The sequence below is a fragment of the Rhodococcus sp. 114MFTsu3.1 genome (assembly GCF_000383555.1).
GTDB classification, from domain to species: Bacteria; Actinomycetota; Actinomycetes; order Mycobacteriales; family Mycobacteriaceae; genus Rhodococcoides; species Rhodococcoides fascians_E.
In genome coordinates, this window is sequence record NZ_KB911544.1 from 397,747 (window position 1) to 417,144 (window position 19,398).

General features: G+C 64.2%; 22 protein-coding genes. 12 read left to right on the forward strand and 10 right to left on the reverse strand.

All coding sequences use genetic code 11. The features are described from left to right. Window positions 1-2: 2 nt before the first annotated feature. Together H292_RS0101870 and H292_RS0101875 are read right to left on the reverse strand one after the other, a co-directional pair. Window positions 3-359, reverse strand: a complete 357-nt coding sequence (locus H292_RS0101870; protein ID WP_019664164.1) for a universal stress protein — start codon at window positions 357-359, stop codon at window positions 3-5. A 29-nt stretch (window positions 360-388) separates the two neighbouring features. Next, the gene (locus H292_RS0101875; RefSeq protein ID WP_020110246.1) at window positions 389-1,852 is read right to left on the reverse strand and encodes a sugar porter family MFS transporter; all 1,464 of its coding nucleotides are present in this window, start codon (window positions 1,850-1,852) and stop codon (window positions 389-391) included. 199 nt (window positions 1,853-2,051) lie between these two features. Here H292_RS0101875 and H292_RS0101880 point away from each other — a divergent pair, with 199 nt between their 5' ends. The 5 genes from H292_RS0101880 (at window position 2,052) to H292_RS0101900 (ending at window position 6,027) form a co-directional block, all read left to right on the forward strand. Further along, the gene (locus tag H292_RS0101880; RefSeq protein WP_020110247.1) at window positions 2,052-3,002 is read left to right on the forward strand and encodes an endonuclease/exonuclease/phosphatase family protein; all 951 of its coding nucleotides are present in this window, start codon (window positions 2,052-2,054) and stop codon (window positions 3,000-3,002) included. A 104-nt stretch (window positions 3,003-3,106) separates the two neighbouring features. Beyond that, window positions 3,107-4,192, forward strand: coding sequence for a GGDEF domain-containing protein (locus H292_RS0101885; RefSeq protein WP_020110248.1), 1,086 nt, complete (start codon window positions 3,107-3,109; stop codon window positions 4,190-4,192). Between the two features lie 15 nt (window positions 4,193-4,207). After that, the gene (locus H292_RS28310) at window positions 4,208-4,384 is read left to right on the forward strand and encodes a hypothetical protein (protein ID WP_019664168.1); all 177 of its coding nucleotides are present in this window, start codon (window positions 4,208-4,210) and stop codon (window positions 4,382-4,384) included. Further along, on the forward strand, window positions 4,381-5,166 hold the full coding sequence (locus H292_RS0101895) for a 2-phosphosulfolactate phosphatase (protein ID WP_020110249.1): 786 nt from the start codon (window positions 4,381-4,383) through the stop codon (window positions 5,164-5,166). The genes H292_RS28310 and H292_RS0101895 overlap by 4 nt, the downstream gene beginning before the upstream one ends. A gap of 123 nt (window positions 5,167-5,289) precedes the next feature. Next, window positions 5,290-6,027 carry a polyprenol monophosphomannose synthase gene (locus H292_RS0101900; protein ID WP_026347621.1) on the forward strand — a complete coding sequence of 246 codons (738 nt, stop codon included), beginning with the start codon at window positions 5,290-5,292 and terminating at the stop codon, window positions 6,025-6,027. Here H292_RS0101900 and H292_RS0101905 read toward each other — a convergent pair. After that, a complete protein-coding gene (locus H292_RS0101905) occupies window positions 6,014-6,685 on the reverse strand; it encodes a lysophospholipid acyltransferase family protein (protein WP_020110250.1) in 672 nt (223 codons plus the stop codon). The genes H292_RS0101900 and H292_RS0101905 overlap by 14 nt on opposite strands. A gap of 78 nt (window positions 6,686-6,763) precedes the next feature. Here H292_RS0101905 and H292_RS0101910 point away from each other — a divergent pair, with 78 nt between their 5' ends. Next, window positions 6,764-7,387 (forward strand): TetR/AcrR family transcriptional regulator, encoded by a 624-nt coding sequence (locus H292_RS0101910; protein ID WP_020110251.1) that lies wholly within the window; start codon window positions 6,764-6,766, stop codon window positions 7,385-7,387. On the opposite strand, the gene H292_RS0101915 is transcribed toward H292_RS0101910, so the two are convergent. The 4 genes from H292_RS0101915 to H292_RS0101930 form a co-directional block, all read right to left on the reverse strand. Beyond that, on the reverse strand, window positions 7,351-8,631 hold the full coding sequence (locus tag H292_RS0101915; RefSeq protein WP_230594250.1) for a M16 family metallopeptidase: 1,281 nt from the start codon (window positions 8,629-8,631) through the stop codon (window positions 7,351-7,353). The two genes, H292_RS0101910 and H292_RS0101915, sit on opposite strands and share 37 nt — an antisense overlap. A gap of 73 nt (window positions 8,632-8,704) precedes the next feature. Beyond that, complete coding sequence (locus tag H292_RS0101920) at window positions 8,705-10,978, reverse strand: polyribonucleotide nucleotidyltransferase (protein ID WP_020110252.1); 2,274 nt, start codon at window positions 10,976-10,978, stop codon at window positions 8,705-8,707. 332 nt (window positions 10,979-11,310) lie between these two features. Continuing rightward, window positions 11,311-11,580: a 30S ribosomal protein S15 gene (gene rpsO, locus H292_RS0101925; RefSeq protein WP_020110253.1), complete on the reverse strand. Its 270-nt coding sequence runs from the start codon at window positions 11,578-11,580 to the stop codon at window positions 11,311-11,313. A 104-nt stretch (window positions 11,581-11,684) separates the two neighbouring features. After that, window positions 11,685-12,653: a bifunctional riboflavin kinase/FAD synthetase gene (locus H292_RS0101930; protein ID WP_026347622.1), complete on the reverse strand. Its 969-nt coding sequence runs from the start codon at window positions 12,651-12,653 to the stop codon at window positions 11,685-11,687. 103 nt (window positions 12,654-12,756) lie between these two features. Between H292_RS0101930 and H292_RS0101935 the strand changes: the two genes are divergently transcribed. Genes H292_RS0101935 through H292_RS0101950 form a run of 4 tightly spaced genes read left to right on the forward strand, consistent with a single transcriptional unit; the run spans window position 12,757 to window position 16,055 of the window. Further along, complete coding sequence (locus H292_RS0101935; RefSeq protein ID WP_019664177.1) at window positions 12,757-13,689, forward strand: metal ABC transporter substrate-binding protein; 933 nt, start codon at window positions 12,757-12,759, stop codon at window positions 13,687-13,689. Beyond that, window positions 13,686-14,429 carry a metal ABC transporter ATP-binding protein gene (locus H292_RS0101940; protein ID WP_019664178.1) on the forward strand — a complete coding sequence of 248 codons (744 nt, stop codon included), beginning with the start codon at window positions 13,686-13,688 and terminating at the stop codon, window positions 14,427-14,429. Before H292_RS0101935 ends, H292_RS0101940 begins: the two co-directional genes overlap by 4 nt. Before the next feature lie 2 nt (window positions 14,430-14,431). Further along, window positions 14,432-15,292 carry a metal ABC transporter permease gene (locus tag H292_RS0101945; protein ID WP_019664179.1) on the forward strand — a complete coding sequence of 287 codons (861 nt, stop codon included), beginning with the start codon at window positions 14,432-14,434 and terminating at the stop codon, window positions 15,290-15,292. A gap of 52 nt (window positions 15,293-15,344) precedes the next feature. Further along, window positions 15,345-16,055 carry a metal-dependent transcriptional regulator gene (locus H292_RS0101950; RefSeq protein ID WP_019664180.1) on the forward strand — a complete coding sequence of 237 codons (711 nt, stop codon included), beginning with the start codon at window positions 15,345-15,347 and terminating at the stop codon, window positions 16,053-16,055. 10 nt (window positions 16,056-16,065) lie between these two features. On the opposite strand, the gene truB is transcribed toward H292_RS0101950, so the two are convergent. The 3 genes from truB to H292_RS0101965 are packed head-to-tail and all read right to left on the reverse strand — an operon-like array spanning window position 16,066 to window position 18,601. Further along, window positions 16,066-16,992 carry a tRNA pseudouridine(55) synthase TruB gene (gene truB / locus H292_RS0101955; RefSeq protein ID WP_020110254.1) on the reverse strand — a complete coding sequence of 309 codons (927 nt, stop codon included), beginning with the start codon at window positions 16,990-16,992 and terminating at the stop codon, window positions 16,066-16,068. A gap of 26 nt (window positions 16,993-17,018) precedes the next feature. Further along, window positions 17,019-17,681, reverse strand: a complete 663-nt coding sequence (gene npt / locus H292_RS0101960) for a 4'-phosphopantetheinyl transferase Npt (RefSeq protein ID WP_019664182.1) — start codon at window positions 17,679-17,681, stop codon at window positions 17,019-17,021. Further along, window positions 17,678-18,601: a metallophosphoesterase family protein gene (locus tag H292_RS0101965; protein ID WP_020110255.1), complete on the reverse strand. Its 924-nt coding sequence runs from the start codon at window positions 18,599-18,601 to the stop codon at window positions 17,678-17,680. The genes npt and H292_RS0101965 overlap by 4 nt, the downstream gene beginning before the upstream one ends. Window positions 18,602-18,749: 148 nt before the next feature. On the opposite strand from H292_RS0101965, the gene H292_RS0101970 reads away from it, so the two are divergent. After that, a complete protein-coding gene (locus H292_RS0101970; protein WP_020110256.1) occupies window positions 18,750-18,929 on the forward strand; it encodes a hypothetical protein in 180 nt (59 codons plus the stop codon). A gap of 42 nt (window positions 18,930-18,971) precedes the next feature. Then, entirely contained in the window at window positions 18,972-19,370 is a 399-nt protein-coding gene (locus H292_RS0101975) for a TOBE domain-containing protein (RefSeq protein ID WP_020110257.1), read from the forward strand. The last annotated feature ends 28 nt before the right edge of the window (window positions 19,371-19,398 follow it).

Below are 19,398 nucleotides of genomic sequence, written 5' to 3' on the forward strand. Positions count from 1 at the left end.
TCCTACGGCGCCTTGACCGCCAGGACCGAGACCGGCGAGGTCAGCAGCAGACGCTGACTGACACTGCCGAGCAGGGCCTTTCCGACCCGGCTGCGCTTCCTTATTCCGATCACCAGACGCGTGACGTCGGGGAACACTTCCAACTCGTCGAGAACGGCGGCGACAGGGTCGCGGTCCTCACGCCCCTCACGTTCGACGACGGTGACCTTGCAGTCTTCCGGAAGCACGGAGAGGTCGAGCTTTCCCAGCGTCAGGTTGACCGCGATCAGATCGGTGCCGAGAAGCGCCGCCTCGTCCGCCGCGGCGGACAGCGAATGGATGCCCTCGGGGCTGTCGGTCACTGCAACCAGAACTGACATGAAATTACCTCTCTCGGTGTAGCGAACCTCTAGGAGTATTCCTTGCGGAACCGGTCTTCCAGTTCTTCCAGCGACTGACCGCGTGTCTCGGGGACCTGCGTGTAGATGAACACCAGCGCCAGGAGGCCGAGTACCACGAAGATGAAGAACGTCGGTGCGATCCCGAGGGCATCGACGACAGGCGGGAACAGGAGCGCCACAGCGGCATTCGCGATCCACAGCGCGAAGACACAGACACCGATCGCGAAGCTGCGGATCTTCAGCGGGAAGATCTCCGCCAGCATGAGCCAGACCAGAGGTCCGATGGTGCCCTGCATGCAGAAGACGAACAGCACGACGAAGACCAGGATGAAGTACGCCTTGACCGTGCCGTCGGGAAGCAGCAGTGCAGAGAGTCCGACCAAGAGATGGAACGTGGTGGTCAGAGCGAAACCACCGAGCAGCATCTTGCGACGATCCACCTTGTTCATCAGGTACAGGCCGACGGAGATACCGAGAACGCTGAACAGTCCGTTCAGGATGTTCGCGACGATGGCCGCGTTGGCGGAGAATCCGGCGTCACCGAGCAGCTGGGTACCGTAGTACATCACCGAGTTGATGCCGGTGAACTGCTGGAAGACACCGAGCCCGACGCCGATGTAGATCAGACGACGAATCCAGCGGACGGAAAGGTCGGTTGCACCGCCGGTCTTGGACAGCTTCTCTTCCTCCGCGAGCCGGTGGACCTCAGCCATTTCGGCTTCGGCGCGTTCGGGAGAGCGCACCTGCTTCAGGACCTCGAGTGCCTCGTCGTCGCGACCCTGCAGCACGAGCCAGCGCGGACTCTCGGGCATACGGAGCATTCCGACGAAGAGAACGATCGCGGGTGCAACGGCGACGAGGAGCATGAAGCGCCATACCGAGTCGTGTTCGCCCCAGACGTTGAAGATGATCGCGTTGATGATGAAGGCTGCGAACTGTCCGCTGACGATCATGACTTCGTTGCGGGTCACGACGCTGCCGCGCCGTTCAGCGGGCGAGATCTCGGAGAGGTAGACCGGCACCGTGGCCGACGCACCACCCACGGCCAAGCCGAGGATGAAGCGGAACAGCGCGAGAACCTCCCACGTGGGGGCGAGCACACAGCCGAGCGTTCCCACCATGAACACGATCGCGAGGAGGAGGATGTTGTGGCGACGTCCGAACTTGTCCGAGAGTCGGCCTCCGACGAGAGCGCCGATGGCGGCACCGAAGATCAGAATGCTGACGACGAAGCCCTCGGTGAACGTGCTGAGACCGAGGTCCTCCTTCAGGGGCTCGAGCGCTCCGTTGATCACTCCGGTGTCGTATCCGAAGAGCAATCCGCCGAAGGTCGCGATCACCGCGATGATGCCTAGCCGATGACTGTGTGTTCCTGCTGTGTCCGGTGGGAGAACTGCACCGGTCGATCCGTCACTACGGGTCATCTCGATCCAATCTTGTGTGCGTCCGAAGGAGTGTTCCTGCGACCGCATCCGATTTCTTGTACGTATGTCTTTACATATTTCTAGTCTGCTGAGAACTGGATCACAAGTTCCTCCTTCGAGGCAACTACTCACTGAATCGATCCGACCTGGGCCGACAGTATCGACTTTTGCCTGCGGTTACGCTGCGAATGTGCAACACGAAACGGCGAATTCCGCGCCGCCCACGCGTCGTCCTCGAGGTTGGCGAGTGGCCGCGGCCATCGTTGCCGCCTGCTGCGTACTGATCGGTGCGACGGGCGTCGTCGCCTACTTCACCGACACGCAGAACAGGTACGTAGTGGGGCTGGCGTCGTTCGCGCCGATCCTCATGGCGTTCTCCTTGCTCGGTATCGCCGCTGCCGCGGTGTCCCGACGCTGGATCCTGGCAACGGCATCGACCGCCGTGGCGGTGACGGCGTCGGCGCTGCTCGCACCGGTGTACATCGCAAGCGACCGAGCGGAGGCCGACACATCCGGCCAGGGGCAGGACATCGACGTTCTGCAAGCCAACCTGATGCTCGGGCTGGCCGATGCGGGCAACGTGCTGGACCTCGTCCGGTCACACGACATCGACGTCTTCACCGCACAAGAACTGACGTTCGACGCAGAGAGCGCGCTCGACGCCGCCGGAATCGCCGAGCTGCTGCCGTACCGCTACACCAGGCCGACCCCGGGCGGCGGCGGAGGTACCGGCATCTTCAGTCGATTCCCGATCTCCGGAGAGCGCGAGCTCCCGGTATTCACTCTGTCCAACCTGGCGGTCGATCTGGACGTCGGTACCGACGACCCCGTCCGCGTTTACTCGGTCCATCCGGTGCCGCCTTATCCATCGCCGACGCCACTGTGGGCATCGGAGATGGACATGATCCGATCCGAGGTGTCGACAGTCACTTCGATGACCAACGTGATCGTCAGCGGTGACTTCAACTCCACCAGATCTCACAGCAAGTTCAGGCACATCCTCGACGCCGGGTACGAGGACGCAGCGGACGCCACGGGTAGCGGCTTGATACCGACCTACCCCACGGACAAGTCGTATCCACCAGTCGTCGGCATCGACCACGTCCTCACCCGCGGCGCACACGCCACCGCACTGGAACGGATTGCGATCGACGGGTCGGATCATCACGGACTGATCGCCGAGATTCGACTGCAATGATCGTGGTTGTATCGCCGTTTCGAACCGATCAGTATCGTCGTCTGATTAGATAAACTGTCAACTATCTGCGGGTCGGTCATGTACGGGATGTAGAGGTCCTTGAAATGAGTTCGCTGCACGAGTGGTGGTCGCAACGGACCGACTACGTGTGGAACGTCGCCTACTCGCAGAGCCATCCGATCCTCCGCCAGAGCCGCGTCGCAATCGGATTGTGCTGCTGGTTCTACGGGCTGATCTGCCTGCTCGCGATTGCGACGCCGGTGGTGTCGAGCACCGTCGACATCGCTGTGATCGGAACCTTCGGGGTCAGCTCGATGGTCGTCGGTTGCCTCTGGATACGCGGACCGTGGCCGGCGTACAGGCACTCCTTGCTCTTCGTCGCGTTCGCCGAAATCGGCGTCGCCGCCGTTCTGTTCTCTCTCGACGATCGCCCCGTGGCGCTTCTGTGCTCGGCCCTGTTGGCCGTGATGGGAAATTACGTGTCCGCGTATCACGACACCCGGGTGTTCGTGGCCCATCAGTTGTGGGCTCTGTGCACGTGCGCCGCTCTCTACGTCCTGGCGATCTCCTACTCCGACGCCGATTTCGCGCAGATGACGGCGTATCTCATCGTTCTCGTCATGGTTCTGGTGTCGTCCCCGATCCTCACTCAGGCGTACCTGACGTTTCTCAAGAGGGATGCCGCCGTCGCACACTTCGACCCGTTGACCGGTCTGCGGAACCGTCGCGGACTCGACTCGGCCGTCGGTGTGATGGCCGACGGAGCAGCGGGCGTCGCGGTCCTCGTCGCAGATCTGGACAACTTCAAGGCGGTCAACGACGGATTCGGTCACAGCTTCGGCGACGATGTTCTGCGCAAGACAGCCCAGGCCATCAACGCGAATTTTCCTCTTCCAGCCGTGACCGCTCGCACCGGCGGTGAGGAATTCGTCGTGGTCTCCGCCGGACCGCTGTCGGAGATGTCCCGGGCGGCCGAAGCGCTGCGCGATGCGATTCCGGCCTGCAATTCCGCAGGCGTGACCACCACGAGCATCGGCATCCACTATCGGGAGATCGCGATCCAGGCCGTCCCCGAACTACTCGACGAGTTGCTCGACAGCGCCGACACCGCGATGTACCGAGCCAAGAGCCACGGCGGCAACTCGGTGGAGATCGACGTCTACGACGGTGACATCAGGACCGGTTCCTGATGGCATCATGAGCGAATGAGTTCCAACGATCTCTTCGGAGGCCCACGGAGATTGGCGGCTGTCGTGGCTGTCATCGTCGTCGTCGCACTTCTCGCTCTCGGAGCCACTCTTCTCGTTCGCCATCTCCTCGGACCACCGGAAGGTCCGTCGCCGTACGACACTCCTGCGTCCTCGGAGGTGTCGACTCCGTGACCGAACCGGACCGCGCGCATCGACAGTTCGCGTCGACGGTTCGGTTCGACTGGGGCACCTCGGGTGCATCGGCAATCGCTTCCGGAGCGGACGTTGCCGTCGTCGTCGACGTTCTGTCGTTCACCACCACGTTGACCGTCGCCGCCGATGCCGGTACCGCGGTGGTGCCCTGGGCCGTCGGGCAGGATTCGGCCGCCGAGTACGCCCGCCGCACCGGTGCCGTCATGGCGGTACGGCGGCGCGATGCGGGCCCGGGCGACATCAGCTTGTCCCCGGCCACGCTCCGATCGGGGACGCCGCCACACCGGCTCGTGCTGCCGTCGCCGAACGGGTCGACGATATCCGCGCAGCTGGCTTCAGAAGTACCTGTCTGTACCGGGGTCTCGCTTCGCAACGCACCGGCTTCGGCGCAGTGGATCGCCGCGACCACAGATACCGACGCCGTCGTTGCGGTGATCGCCGCCGGAGAACACTGGCCGAACGGTGCCCTGCGACCGAGCGTCGAGGACCTGTGGGGAGCCGGATTCCTCCTCGCGGAACTGGCCGACAGGCGCCCGGACTGCAGTCTGTCGCCGGAGGCAGAGATGGCCCGCGACGCGTGGAAGGCCGTGTCCGGTCGGCTCCCCCACGCTCTGGCCGAATCGGCGTCAGGACGCGAACTGATCGACTCGGGGTACGAGATCGACGTCACGATCGCTGCGGAAGTCGGCTCCTCGCAATCCGTGCCCGTACTGACGTCAGGAATGTTCGTCGACGCGGCATCGCACGACGACGCTGTGTGACCGGCGCAACATTTCACTGTCCCGCCCGAGCCCCGGAACTGCGAAAACGTCGACGACGTGCGGACACGAGGCTGTCCGTTATTTGGTCTTTGATACCCGATCACGGATCATACGAGCGTGAGCATTCCGAACGTCGCCCCGAAGACGACCGTTGTCGTACCCACGTACAACGAACGCGAGAACCTCCCGAAGCTCGTCGAGCTTCTCGCCGGTCTGGAACTCGAGAACCTTCATGTGCTCGTGGTCGACGACAACTCCCCCGACGGCACGGGCAAGCTCGCCGACGAACTCGCCGAGACAGGGCCTTTGCCGGTGACGGTTCTGCACCGCACCGAGAAGAACGGGCTCGGCCGGGCGTACGTGGCCGGCATGAGCCGCGCACTCGACGACGGTGCGGACATCGTCGTCCAGATGGACGCGGACCTGTCCCACCCCGCCGACGTCATCCCCACGATGGTGCGCACGCTCACGACGACGGACGCAGCCGTCGTACTGGGTTCGCGCTACGTCCCGGGCGGAGCCGTGGCCAGCGATTGGCCCTGGCATCGGAAGGCACTGTCTGCATGGGCCAACTTCTACGTCAACGCGATTCTTCGGTTGAAGGTCAAGGACGCTACCGCGGGCTTCAAAGCCTGGCACGCTGCGACTCTGCGGGCGATCGACGTGAAGTCGGTCGAGAGCAACGGCTATGCGTTCCAGGTGGAGATGAACCACCGCACCGTCCGACGCGGCTTGAAGATCGCCGAGGTCCCCATTCGCTTCGAGGAACGCAACGACGGCGAATCCAAGATGAGCCTCGCCGTGCAGCTCGAATCCGCAGCCGTACCGTGGAAGTTGCTCTTCGGAGTCAGGCGGCCTTGACCTTCGCCGCGTAGGTGTCGACGTACTCCTGGCCCGAGAGCTCCATCAGCGAGTACATCACCTCGTCCGTCGCGGACCGCACGACGGCGTGGTTGCCCGCGTGCTCTCGGTATCGAGCGAAGTCGATGGGCGCGCCGAACTTCACGACGATCTTCGCCGGTCGCCACATCCGGCTGCCGACCGGATTGAATTTCTCGGTACCGAACATGACCACGGGAACGACGGGCGCCCCGGATTCCAGCGCAACTCTCGCCATTCCTGTCTTCCCCTTGTACAGCCTGCCGTCCGGAGACCTCGTCCCTTCGGGGTAGATGGCCCATATTCCGTTGTCGGCAAGTATTTTTCGTGCTGCAGCCAAGGCTGGATCGCCCGCCCCTGCACCGGAGCGGTCGACGGGGACCTGACCTGCACTCGTGTAGAACCAGCACAGCACCCGACCCTTGAGGCCCGATCCCGAGAAGTACTCGCTCTTGGCGATGAAACGGATTCTCCGCCTGACGACCAACACCAGGAAGAACGAGTCGACCACCGTCAGGTGGTTACCCGCAAGAATGACGGGGCCGGACTGCGGCAGATGCTCCATGCCCTCGATGCGTGGTCTCCCCAGCAATCGCAGAACAGGGCCGATCAGAACGTACTTGAACATCCAGTACCACATGGGCGGTGCACTCCCTCGAGTCTGCCGAAAACAACGAGTCGTGGACATCGTCTCCGTCCATAGTAGACACTGTCTACTATGGACGGGCACGAAACGCCCGCCGCGCGTTTGATCGACGCGGCGGAGACGCTGTTGGAGACCGAAGGAATTTCAGGGGTGACGGTCAGATCCGTCGCACGGGCCGCGGGACTGTCGCACGGCGCACCACGGCGCTACTTCCCGACCCTCGCAGCTCTGCACGCCGCCGTAGCGCAGCGGGGCCTGCACGACCTCCGCCGGAGAATCGAACTCGAAGTAGGCGCGAACACCGACCCCGCGCGGCGGTTGAAGGCCGCGGCCCTCGCCTATGTGCGCTACGCCGTCGAACGACCCGCCATGTTCGCACTCGTGTTCCGTCACGACGTTCTCGCGAACTCGGGAATGCATCTTCGCGGAACGTCGTTGCCGCTGTTCGCGTTCGTCACCGACCTCGTCGAACCGTTGGCAGGCACCGACGCTCACGTCCGAGCAGTACAGGTCTGGACGGCGGTCCACGGAATCGCTGCGCTGAGCTCGACGACCGCACTGTCGGTGGTCACCGAGGTCGACTCGACCGCTCTGGTGAATGCAGCGGTCGAGTCGATCGTCGACGCACGCCGAAGCGACGCCATCCGAGCCGACGAGAATCAGCCGGCTATGGATTTCACCGACGCGGGCAGCTGACGGACGCTCGTGTACGGGCCGACCACCGCAGCACCGAAAGGCCGGGACAACAGGACCCGAGCCACGTCGCGCACCTCGCTCACGGTCACCTGATCGATCCGGGCCAGGGTCTCCGAGATGTCCCGATGATTGCCGTAATTGAGCTCGCTGCGGCCTATCCGGTTCATCCGTGACCCCGAATCCTCCAGCCCGAGGACGAGTCCGCCGCGCAACGAGCCCTTCGCTCGCGCGCACTCCTCCTCGGTGATGCCGTCGGAGGCGACCTGTGCGAGAACCTCACGCACCACCGTCGTCACCTCGGCGAGGTTCTCGGGCTGACACCCGGCGTACACCGAGAAGGCCCCGGAATCGGAGAAGGTGTCCACCGACGAGTAGACCGAATAGGCCAGCCCGCGCTCTTCACGGATCTCCTGGAACAGGCGCGACGAGAGCCCGCCTCCCACAGCCGCATTGAGTACGGACAGCGCCCACCGGTGTCCCTCGTGCCTACCGAACGCGCGCACACCGAGCGACAGATGAGCCTGTTCGCTGTCTCGTCGTTCGAAACGAAGTTCGGGACGATGACGAAGTCTCGCCAGACCGTCGCGCCGGGGAGCAGGCTTGACGCCCTTGTGCAGATGACCCGCGAATGCGCGTTTGACCAACGCCACCGCCTGGCGGTGATCGACGTTGCCCGCCACCGCCACGACCATCCGCTCCGGTGTGTACCGACGCGTGTGGAAGGAACGCAGCTGAGCGCGCGTCATGTCCTCGATGGATTCCACGGTCCCGATGACGGGCCGGCCGAGCGGATGATCACCGAACATCGCCTCGATGAACAGATCACCGAGGAGATCCTCCGGATCGTCGTCGCGCATCGAGATCTCCTCGAGAACGACCTGACGCTCGACGTCGACATCACTTGCACGACAACGCCCGCGGAGGACGACATCACTGACGAGGTCGATTGCCAAACCGAGATCGTCGTCGAGGACGTGAGCGTAGAAGCACGTGCTCTCTTTCGAGGTGAACGCGTTCAGTTCACCGCCGACCCCGTCCATGACCTGAGCGATCTGCAACGCACTCCGCGTCGGCGTCGACTTGAACAGCAGATGCTCCAGGAAATGAGCGGCACCGGCCACCGACGGACCCTCGTCCCGCGAACCCACGCCCACCCATACACCGACCGACGCCGACCGAACTCCCGGCACGAACTCGGTGACCACACGAAGACCACCGGGCAGAGTGGTGCGTTCGACACCCAGGTTCTGCCCGGCGGGATCCGAAACGGCAGAACGGTACGTCCCGTAGGAACGTACCGTTCTGCCTTGTTGCTTCTTACTCAGCGTTTGCCTCGGCAGGTGCGTCGGCCGGAGCCGAATCGGACGAGCCTGCAGCAGCTGCTCCCTCTTCCTCGACGGGAACGAGGCTGATCTTGCCGCGGTTGTCGATATCGGCGATCTCCACACGAAGCTTCGATCCGACGCTCACGACGTCCTCGACCTTGTTGATGCGCTTGCCGCCGCCGAGCTTCGAGATGTGCACCAAGCCGTCGCGGCCGGGAAGCAGCGAAACGAATGCACCGAAAGCCGTTGTCTTGACGACGGTTCCGAGGAAGCGCTCGCCGACCTTCGGCAACTGCGGATTGGCGATGGCGTTGATCTTGTCGATCGCGGCCTGAGCGGACGGACCGTCCGCTGCACCGACGTAGACGGTGCCGTCATCTTCGATCGAGATGTTGGCGCCGGTCTCCTCGGTGATGGAGTTGATCATCTTGCCCTTGGGTCCGATGACCTCGCCGATCTTGTCGACGGGAACCTTGATGGCCGTGACACGAGGTGCGTACGGGCTCATCTCGTCCGGCGCGTCGATGGCCTCGGCCATGACCTCGAGGATCGTGGTGCGTGCGTCCTTCGCCTGCGACAGCGCGCCTGCCAGAACCTTCGACGGGATTCCGTCGAGCTTGGTGTCCAGCTGAAGTGCCGTGACGAAGTCCTTGGTACCAGCGACCTTGAAGTCCATGTCGCCGAAGGCATCTTCGGCGCCGAGGATGTCGGTCAATGCAACGTAACGGGTTTCGCCGTCGACCTCGTCGGACACCAGGCCCATGGCGATGCCCGCGACGGGAGCGCGCAGCGGCACACCGGCATTGAGCAAGGACAGCGTCGACGCGCAGACCGAACCCATCGAGGTCGAGCCGTTGGAGCTCAGCGCCTCGGAGACCTGGCGGATGGCGTATGGGAACTCGGCCTGGCTCGGCAGAACCGGCAACAGCGCGCGCTCGGCGAGCGCACCGTGGCCGATTTCGCGACGCTTCGGCGATCCGACGCGACCGGTCTCACCGGTCGAGTACGGCGGGAAGTTGTAATGGTGCATGTAGCGCTTGGACGTCTCGGGTCCGAGCGAGTCGACCTGCTGCGCCATCTTGACCATGTCGAGTGTCGTGACACCGAGGATCTGCGTCTCGCCGCGCTCGAACAGCGCCGAGCCGTGGGTACGCGGAATGATCGCGACCTCGGCGGACAGCGAACGAATGTCGGTGACGCCACGGCCGTCGATACGGAAGTGGTCGGTCAGGATGCGCTGACGCACCGACTTCTTGGTCAGCGCGCGGAACGCGGCACCGATTTCCTTCTCACGACCCTCGAACGAGTCGGAGACCTGCTCGAGTACCTGAGCCTTGACCTCGTCGAGCTTGTTCTCGCGCTCGGCCTTGCCTGCGATCGTCAGTGCTTCGCTCAACGGGATCTGAGCTGCATTGGCGACGGCGTCGTAGACGTCGGACTGGTACGGCGGGAACAGGGGGAAGTCACCGGTCGGCTTGGAGGCCTTGGCGGCGAGCTCCTGCTGTGCGGTACACAGCGCAGCAATGAACGGCTTCGAGGCTTCGAGCCCCTCGGCCACGATGGATTCGTTCGGTGCCTGTGCACCGCCCTCGATGAGCTCGATGACGTTCTCGGTGGCCTCGGCCTCGACCATCATGATCGCGACGTCGGCGTCGGCGCCGGAGCCCGAGACGATGCGTCCCGCGACGACCATGTTGAAGACGGCCTTCTCGAGCTGCTCGACCGTCGGGAACGCGACCCACTGCTTGTCGATGAGCGCGACACGCACACCACCGATGGGGCCGGAGAACGGCAGGCCTGCGATCTGCGTGGACGCGGATGCCGCGTTGATGGCCACGACGTCGTAGAGATCGGCCGGGTTGAGGCTCAGGACGGTGATGACTACCTGGATCTCGTTGCGGAGACCGTCGACGAACGTCGGGCGCAGCGGCCGGTCGATGAGGCGGCAGGTGAGGATGGCGTCGGTGGAGGGGCGACCCTCACGACGGAAGAACGATCCGGGGATGCGTCCGGCGGCGTACATCCGCTCTTCGACGTCGACCGTCAGCGGGAAGAAGTCGAACCCTTCGCGCGGGCTCTTGCCTGCCGACGTGGCGGACAGCAGCATGGTGTCCTCGTCGAGGTAGGCAGCGACGGCGCCGGATGCCTGCTGGGCGAGGCGACCGGTCTCGAACCGGATGCTGCGCTTGCCGTAGGTGCCGTTGTCGATGACGGCAGTTGCTTCGTAGACGCCTTCTTCGACGTCCAGGTTGGTGGTGTCTGTCATTCTCTTCTTCTCGTCCTCTCGTCTTTGCCGTGCGCGCACCGACGGACCTCTGGCCCCGCTGCCATGTGCAGGCAGGGCTGCGGTCGCTGTTGCTCGGGGGCGGCCATCGATCGAAGCCCTGGGGACGAGAGCTTCGTCCGCCAAGGCCACTACCGAAGACCGACACCCTGGGTGCATCGGGCGATCACGGCGATGTGCGAACACCCATGTGTTCGCTTGTCTTGCTGGCGTGCCAAACACAGATAGCCAACGAGGAACAGTCTAAGCACTGCCTCGTTGGCTACTGCATATTTCGAAGACGGCCCACTTTCGCGGGCGCGTCGGCGCCGATGTTATCGACGCAGTCCCAGACGCTCGATGAGCGAACGGTACCGGGTGACATCCACCTTCGCGATGTACTTCAGCAGGCGACGACGACGTCCCACCAGCAGCAGCAGGCCGCGGCGGGAGTGGTGGTCGTGCTTGTGCTTCTTCAGGTGCTCGGTGAGGTCGGTGATGCGCTTGGTGAGCATCGCGACCTGCGCCTCGGGCGAACCGGTGTCGGTCGGGTGCAAGCCGTACTCGCCGAGAACGGCCTTCTTCTGTTCGGTGGTCAATGCCACTGGTACTACTCCTGATCACTGACGTCCGCGGGAAAGGAAAGCGGCGCAGCCACCACGGACCGCAGCATGCACCGAGAAGGCAGCCTACCAGGAGAGGTAGCCGGTCACGAAAGTCGGTCGGTCAGGGCGGCGCGGGCCTTCTCCGCGTCCCGACCCATCTCCTCGATCAAGTCGTCGATCGATTCGAACTTCTCCATTCCGCGAATCCGCTCGACGAAATCGACCGCGACGTGCTGTCCGTAGAGGTCACCGTCACTGTCCAACACGAACGCCTCGACCGTCCGGGTCCGACCCGAGAACGTCGGGTTGGTGCCGACGGACACGGCAGCACGGTGACGTTCACCCGGAGTCACGGTGCCGATGACCGGGCCGGGACCGAGCACGGTGAACCACGCCGCGTAGACGCCGTCCGCCGGGATGGCCGAATACATCGGCGGCGCGACGTTCGCCGTCGGATATCCCAGTTGGCGTCCGCGACCGTCACCGTGCACGACGACGCCCTCGACGCGGTGAGGACGCCCCAACGCCGCAGCAGCCGCGGACACGTCACCCGCGTCGACACACGAACGGATGTACGTGGACGAAAAGGTGACCGCATGCTCGGCCAGAAGATTGACGCCGTCGACGGCGAAACCGGATCGGTCGCCGACCTTGCGCAGCAACTCGACGTTGCCGAGCGCCTTCTTGCCGTAGGTGAAGTTCTCCCCCACCACGACCTCGGCGACATGCAACCGCTCCACCAGAATCTCGTGGACGTAGCGCTCCGGCGTCAGCTTCATCAGTTCGGGAGTGAACGGCATCACACAGAACACGTCGATGCCCAATTCTTCCGCCAGCTCGGCCCGACGCGTGAGCGTCGTCAGCTGCGCCGGATGCGTTCCGGGCCGCACCACTTCCATCGGGTGCGGATCGAAAGTCATGAGCACACTGGGTATTCCACGCTCCTCGGCCGACGTCACCGCACGGCTGATCAACTGGGCGTGACCACGGTGGACGCCGTCGAATACGCCGATCGTGAGAACACAACGACCCCAGTCGGCAGGTACATCGTCGAGACCTCGCCATCTCTGCACGAGGAGAAGCCTACGGCCCGCGTCGGCGTGGGTCACTTCCGGATGGACATGTCGCGGCGAACAGCAGTGGACAAACCTGCAAACACTCTGCCAAGATTTCGGCGTGCCGAACTTATTTCTTCGACGCATCGCAGCCGTCCTGCTCGGCGTTGCGATTCTGGCGGGCTGCGCCCGCTCCGTAGGCGACGACGAACCGATCATCGCCGACGACGGGCGCCCGCTCGTCCTCACGACGTTCACGGTGCTTGCAGACATGGCACGCAATGTCGCCGGGGACCACCTGCGCGTCGAGTCGATCACCAAGGCCGGCGCCGAGATCCACGGATACGAGCCGACGCCGGGAGATCTGCGGACGGCAGAGGGAGCCGAGCTCATTCTCGACAACGGCCTGGGACTCGAATCGTGGTTCGAGAAGTTCGTCGAACGAGTTCCCGCACCGCACGCCGTCGTCAGCGCTGGTGTCGAGCCCGTGTTCATCCGTGACGACGCGTACGCCGGGAAGACCAACCCACACGCCTGGATGTCTCCCGTCGTCGCCGAGACCTACGTGGACAACATCGCCGCGGCGTTCGTGCGCCTCGATCCGGCCAACGAGTCGGACTACCGCGCCAATGCCGAGAGCTACAAGCTCGAACTGCGCGCTGTCGGCGACGAGCTGAAGCGCGATCTCGATCGGCTGCCCGCCGAGCAACGTGCCCTCGTGTCGTGCGAGGGTGCGTTCAGCTATCTCGCCCGGGACTTCGACCTGCAGGAGGCCTACCTCTGGCCGGTCAACGCCGAGCAGGAAGGCACGCCGAAGCAGGTGGTGTCCGCGATCCGGTTCGTCGAGGACAACGACGTACCCGCGGTGTTCTGCGAGTCGACCGTGTCCGACAAGGCACAGCTGCAGGTAGCCGAGGACACCGGAGCACGCTTCGGCGGCAAACTGTTCGTCGACTCGCTCAGTGATCAGGACGGTCCCGTACCCACCTACCTCGACCTTCTCGCATACGACGCTCGCACCATCACCGACGCACTACTCGGAAAGCCGGAATGACCACCATGACACCAGCACTGGACATCGTCGGAGTCTCCGTCGCCTACCGTGAGGTGACCGCACTGAGCGACGCCTCCCTCACCCTCGAATCCGGCCGCGTCTGCGGCCTCGTGGGCATGAACGGATCCGGCAAGTCGACCCTGTTCAAAGCGATCATGGGCGTCGTCCGACCGAACACCGGATCCATTCGAATCCATGGAGGGGCGCCCGCCGCCGCCCGCAAGAACGGGACGGTCAGTTATGTCCCGCAGAGTGAGTCGGTGGACTGGACGTTCCCCGTCAGCGTCCGAGACGTGGTGATGATGGGTCGCTACGGGAAGCAGAATTGGATGCGCTCACCACGTGCACGGGATCACGACGCCGTCGACGCCGCCCTGGACCGAGTGAACCTCACCGACCTCGCGGATCGCCAGATCGGCCGACTGTCGGGCGGCCAGCGCAAACGAGCGTTCGTGGCGCGAGCCATCGCCCAGGAGGCGTCACTCCTGCTGCTCGACGAACCGTTCGCAGGGGTGGACAAGCGCACCGAGGCCACCATCACTCGGTTGCTGAAGGAAATCGCGGCGGCCGGCTCGACGATCCTCGTCTCGACGCACGACCTGCACGCTCTCCCGGATCTGTGCGACGAGGCCGTCCTGCTTCAACAGCGGGTCCTGATGCACGGAGATCCCCGAGAGGTTCTGAAACCGGACAACCTGGCATTGGCCTTCGGCGTCTCGACCACATCGGAAGCGAGCTGACCATGGTTCTCGTCGACATCATCGTCGAACCTCTGCAGTACACCTTCATTCAGCGTGCGCTGCTCGTGACGGTCGTCGCATCGATCGTGTGCGCGGTGTTGAGCTGCTGGCTCGTGCTGATCGGATGGTCGCTCATGGGCGACGCCGTCTCGCACGCCGTCCTTCCCGGCGTGGCGCTGTCCTATCTACTCGGCGCACCGTTCGCGATCGGCGCACTGCTGTTCGCACTGATCGCCGTCGGAGCGATCGGCGTCGTCCGCAACACCACCTTGGTGAAGGAGGACGCCGCGATCGGGGTGGTGTTCACCACTCTGTTCGCGCTCGGTGTCGTGTTGATCTCGAAGTTTCCGAGCCAGATCGACCTCAATCACATACTGTTCGGCAACCTCCTCGGAGTGTCACGCGGCGACATGTGGCAGGTGATCGTGCTCGGCGGTCTCGCGTTCGGCGTGATGGTCGCCAAGCGCCGGGACTTCACGCTGTTCGCGTTCGACCGCACGCAGGCTCAGGCCGTCGGCATCTCCCCGACCGTGCTCTCGGGTCTGATGTTGACGCTGCTCGCCCTCACCACCGTCGTCGCGCTTCAGGCCGTCGGAGTGATCCTCGTGGTCGCCATGCTCATCACGCCAGGCGCCACCGCGTACCTGCTGACCGATCGCTTCGGGCGGATGCTCGTGCTCGCGCCGACCATCGGCGTCGGCTGCGCCGTGGTGGGCATCTACGTCAGCTTCTACCTCGACGTGTCGTCAGGCGGCATGGTTGTGCTGGCACAGGGACTGGTGTTCCTGCTCGCGTACCTGTTCAGCCCGAGCCAGGGTCTGGTGACTCGCGCGGTGCGCAGGCGCACGGAGGTCGCGGCCTGAACGCGCCGGAGGCAACGTGTCATTTCCGAGTGGATTGCCTAAGCTCGCTTTCGTGGCGGAAAGAACCGGTGAACCTATCGCGGCCGAAAACGTGCAACTGTCGGCCGTTGCACAGGACTACCTGAAGGTCATCTGGACAGCCAGCGAGTGGAGCGAGGACTCGGTCAGCACCAAGATGTTGTCGGAGCGCATCGGAGTGTCCGCATCCACGGTGTCCGAGGCAATCCGCAAGCTGGCCGACCAGGGCATGGTCGACCACGCGCGCTACGGCGCGATCTCGCTGACCGAACGCGGACGCACCGCGGCGATCGCGATGGTGCGTCGTCACCGCCTGATCGAGACCTTCCTCGTTCGCGAACTCGGTTACGGATGGGACGAGGTGCACGACGAAGCCGAGATCCTCGAGCACGCGGTCTCGGATCTCATGATGGCGCGGATCGACGCCAAACTCGGCTTCCCCGAACGCGATCCGCACGGCGACCCGATCCCGTCCGTCGACGGCGACATCGCCTCACCGGAAGCAACGCGCCTGAGCGACTACGTGGACGGGCAGTGTGGCCGCGTTGCCCGCATCTCGGATTCCGATCCGGCGATGCTTCGCTACTTCGACTCCGTCGGTATCACCCTCGACCTGTCGATCACCGTCGTCGAGCGCCGTGACTTCGCCGGAACGGTCGCCATCGAACTCGGCAAGACCGAGAGCGCAGGCCCGATCGACCTCGGCCAACGGGCCGCCGAGGCGATCTGGATGATCCCCGCCTGACGACGGTGCCCTACAGGCCGCGCAGTGTCGCCGGCCTCACGACCATCACCGAACTTGCACGCTTGCCCTTCTCCTGCAACAGGGCGATGGTGTGACCGGTCGGATCGATCGCCGCATACACCCCCGACAGACCGATCGGATCGAGCCACCGCCCCTGGCTGATCGACTCTGCTTCCTCCGCACTGATCTCACGGTGCGGAAACGCCGTCCTCGCGGCCTCGTCGATATCCAGGCTGACCGACGGTGATTCGGCAAGGTCCTCCAGCGTGCGCGCATGTTCGAGAGTGAAGGGACCGACTCTCGTGCGGCGCAGCAGCGTCAGGTGGCCACCCACCCCCAGCGCGTCGCCGAGATCACGCGCCAGAGCACGCACGTAAGTTCCGGACGAACAGTCGACCTCCACGTCGAGATCGACGAAACCGCCGTCCGGCACGTCCTGTCGGCCCACGACATCGAACCTCGTCACCGTCACTCGCCGTGACGGAATCGTGAAGTCCTCGCCGGCCCGCACCAACTTGTGCGCGCGCTGACCGTCCACCTTGATGGCGCTGACACTGGACGGGACCTGATCGATCTCACCGGTCAACACGGCCACGTGCCGAGCGACCGCCTCGTCCGTCACTGCCGACGCGTCGACGTCGAGGACGGTGTCCCCTTCGGCGTCATCGGTGGTCGTGGTACGCCCGAGCCGGATGGTCGCGGTGTACGCCTTGGTCGTCAACGCCAGCAGACCGAGCATCTTCGTCGCCCGTTCGATTCCCAACACGAGCACCCCCGTGGCCATCGGGTCCAAGGTCCCCGCATGCCCGACCTTGCGGGTGTTCAGCAACTTTCGGCACGACGCGACCACGTCGTGGCTCGTCACCCCGGCTTCTTTGTCGACGATCAACAACCCGGCGCCGACGAGGCCGGACGACAACTTCCCACGTGCAGACACGGGAGTTCATTCTGCCAGGAGGCAGGTCAGGTCACTGCAATCGCCGTGACGATCAGTCCGTCGGAGACGAGCCATCTACCGTCGAACGAGCTCAGCGGGGGTCCACTGATCGTGGTGCCCGGCACCAGAAGGGTCGAGTGGAACGTTCCGGACAGATCGGTTCCCGTACCCGTTCGCTCGAACGTGATGTGGGCGTCCTCGAATCCGAGCCATCTGCCCGTCAGCGGCTCCCACGCCTTGTAGGTGGCTTCCTTGGCGCAGAACAGAAGCCGATCCCAGTGAAGACTGGAATCCGCCCCCGACAGCCACTCACGTTCCTTGTCCAGGCTCACGGCATCGAGAACCCCGTCGGGTAGAGGGCCGTGAGGTTCGGCGTCGATACCCACCGAGCGGATCTGCAGGGCGTGCGCCAGGACGGCACCTCGATACCCGTCGCAATGCGTCAGCGAGCCGACGACACCCTTGGGCCATTGCGGCGCACCGGACTTGCCGCGCAGGATCGGAGCCGGCTCGACACCGAGCTTGTCCATCGCAACGCGGGCGCAGTGACGGGCCGACGTGAATTCACGCTTGCGTTTGTCCACCGCCTTCGCCACGAGCGGCGCCTCGAGCGGATGCGGTTGCAGCCCGGGCGGATCTTCGAAGAGTTCTGCAGCGACGACACCGTTCGGCAGGATCGACTCGATCACTTGTTCGCCCTCATCTTCTCTACTTCCGCCTCCATTTCGGGAGTCACCGTGAAGTGACCGCCCCATTTGTTCAGCGTGCCCTCGGGGTACTCGGGAATCGGGAGAATCTGACGCAGCACGTTCGACGGCAGACCACGTCGCTGCCACTCTCGCGGGTAGCCGACGGACACCTCCTCGAACCGCACCCCGTCGTAATATGTCGTCCGCGGAATGTGCAGATGCCCGTAGACCGAGCAGATCGCGTTGTAACGGGTGTGCCAATCCGCAGTCAGCGTCGAGCCGCACCACAAAGCGAACTCCGGATAGAACAGAACGTCGGTCGGCTGCCGAACCATCGGGAAGTGATTGATCAAAACCGTGGGAACGGAAGTGTCGAGCGCGTCGAGTCGTGCACGAGTGCTGTCGATTCGAGCCCGGCACCAAGCGTCCCTGGTGGCGTACGGCTGGGGCGAGAGAAGGAATTCGTCCGTTGCGACGACGTTCTTGTCCCGCGCGATCTTCAGTCCGTGCTCCTTGTCGATCGCACCTCGCGGCAGAAACGAGTAGTCGTAGAGGAGGAACATCGGTACCAACGTCGCCGGTCCCCCTTCGCCCTCCCAGACCGGGTACGGATCCTCCGGTGTCACGACGCCGATCTCGCGACACAGGTTCACCAGGTACTCGTAGCGTGCAACGCCGTGGATCTGAACCGGATCCTTCGCCGTGGTCCACAACTCGTGATTTCCCGGCACCCAGATCACCTCGGCGAACCTGCTGCGCAGCAGTTCCAGCGCCCATCTGATGTCGTCCGTCTTCTCGGAGACGTCACCGGCGACGATGAGCCAATCCTCGGGAGACTCGGGATGAATGTCCTCGGTGACCGGCCGATTACCGCGGTGGCCGACGTGGATGTCGCTGACTGCCCAGAGCTTGGCTGTCACAGGCCAGAAGTCCTTCCGATCACGGTGTGGTTGCGTCCTCGATGCAGAACCAACGCGTGGTTGACCCCTGCCATTCCTGATTGTCCCCTGCCACTACCGGCGACGCGCGCTCGACCCACGGCGTCGGCCGGATGCGAGAATCGGACACATGGGAAACAAGAGCGCGCTCCGGGCGGGTCTGATTCTGTCGGTCATGGCCGCGTTCCTCGCCGGAATCGCCTCCGACAACTTCGTGACCGGGTTCGCGATCACCGCGGTCGTCTGCATCGTCGCGTTGCTCGCGGCTCACTTCGCCGCGCAGAGGGTGATCTCCCGACGAAACCGATGATCGACGCAGTGGATCCGCATCTGCTGGTCTAAAGTCTCATTCATGCCGCAATCACGGATTCGGGTACGCGACGCCGCCGCCCTGCTCGGCGTGAGCGACGACACGGTGCGCCGATGGATCGACAGCGGAGCCCTACCCGCAGGCAAGGACGAGGCGGGCCGCAAGGTCGTCGACGGCGCCGTGCTCGCCACGTTCGCCCGAGACCACGCGTCGCCGCCGCCGGACCCGACGGGCACCGAGAGTTCGGCGCGGAACCGGTTGGTCGGACTCGTCACCAAGGTCACCTCGGACACCGTGATGAGCGAAGTCGAAATGCAGTGCGGACCGTTCACCGTCGTCTCGCTGATGAGCACGGAATCGGTACGCACACTGGGGCTCGAACCGGGGAAGATCTCCGTCGCCGTCGTGAAAGCAACCACCGTCATCGTCGAAGCGCCCTGAACAGGCCATTTCTCGTGGAGGAAGACCA

What these genes read in the sequence shown, in the direction of transcription:
- H292_RS0101870 (WP_019664164.1), bottom strand. Translation starts at nt 359, where the DNA reads ATGTCAGTTCTGGTTGCAGTGACCGACAGCCCCGAGGGCATCCATTCG.
- H292_RS0101920 (WP_020110252.1), bottom strand. Translation starts at nt 10,978, where the DNA reads ATGACAGACACCACCAACCTGGACGTCGAAGAAGGCGTCTACGAAGCA.
- H292_RS0101910 (WP_020110251.1), top strand. Translation starts at nt 6,764, where the DNA reads ATGGACGGGCACGAAACGCCCGCCGCGCGTTTGATCGACGCGGCGGAG.
- H292_RS0101875 (WP_020110246.1), bottom strand. Translation starts at nt 1,852, where the DNA reads ATGCGGTCGCAGGAACACTCCTTCGGACGCACACAAGATTGGATCGAG.
- H292_RS0101940 (WP_019664178.1), top strand. Translation starts at nt 13,686, where the DNA reads ATGACCACCATGACACCAGCACTGGACATCGTCGGAGTCTCCGTCGCC.
- H292_RS0101975 (WP_020110257.1), top strand. Translation starts at nt 18,972, where the DNA reads ATGCCGCAATCACGGATTCGGGTACGCGACGCCGCCGCCCTGCTCGGC.
- H292_RS0101970 (WP_020110256.1), top strand. Translation starts at nt 18,750, where the DNA reads ATGGGAAACAAGAGCGCGCTCCGGGCGGGTCTGATTCTGTCGGTCATG.
- H292_RS0101885 (WP_020110248.1), top strand. Translation starts at nt 3,107, where the DNA reads ATGAGTTCGCTGCACGAGTGGTGGTCGCAACGGACCGACTACGTGTGG.
- H292_RS0101945 (WP_019664179.1), top strand. Translation starts at nt 14,432, where the DNA reads ATGGTTCTCGTCGACATCATCGTCGAACCTCTGCAGTACACCTTCATT.
- H292_RS0101905 (WP_020110250.1), bottom strand. Translation starts at nt 6,685, where the DNA reads ATGTGGTACTGGATGTTCAAGTACGTTCTGATCGGCCCTGTTCTGCGA.
- H292_RS28310 (WP_019664168.1), top strand. Translation starts at nt 4,208, where the DNA reads ATGAGTTCCAACGATCTCTTCGGAGGCCCACGGAGATTGGCGGCTGTC.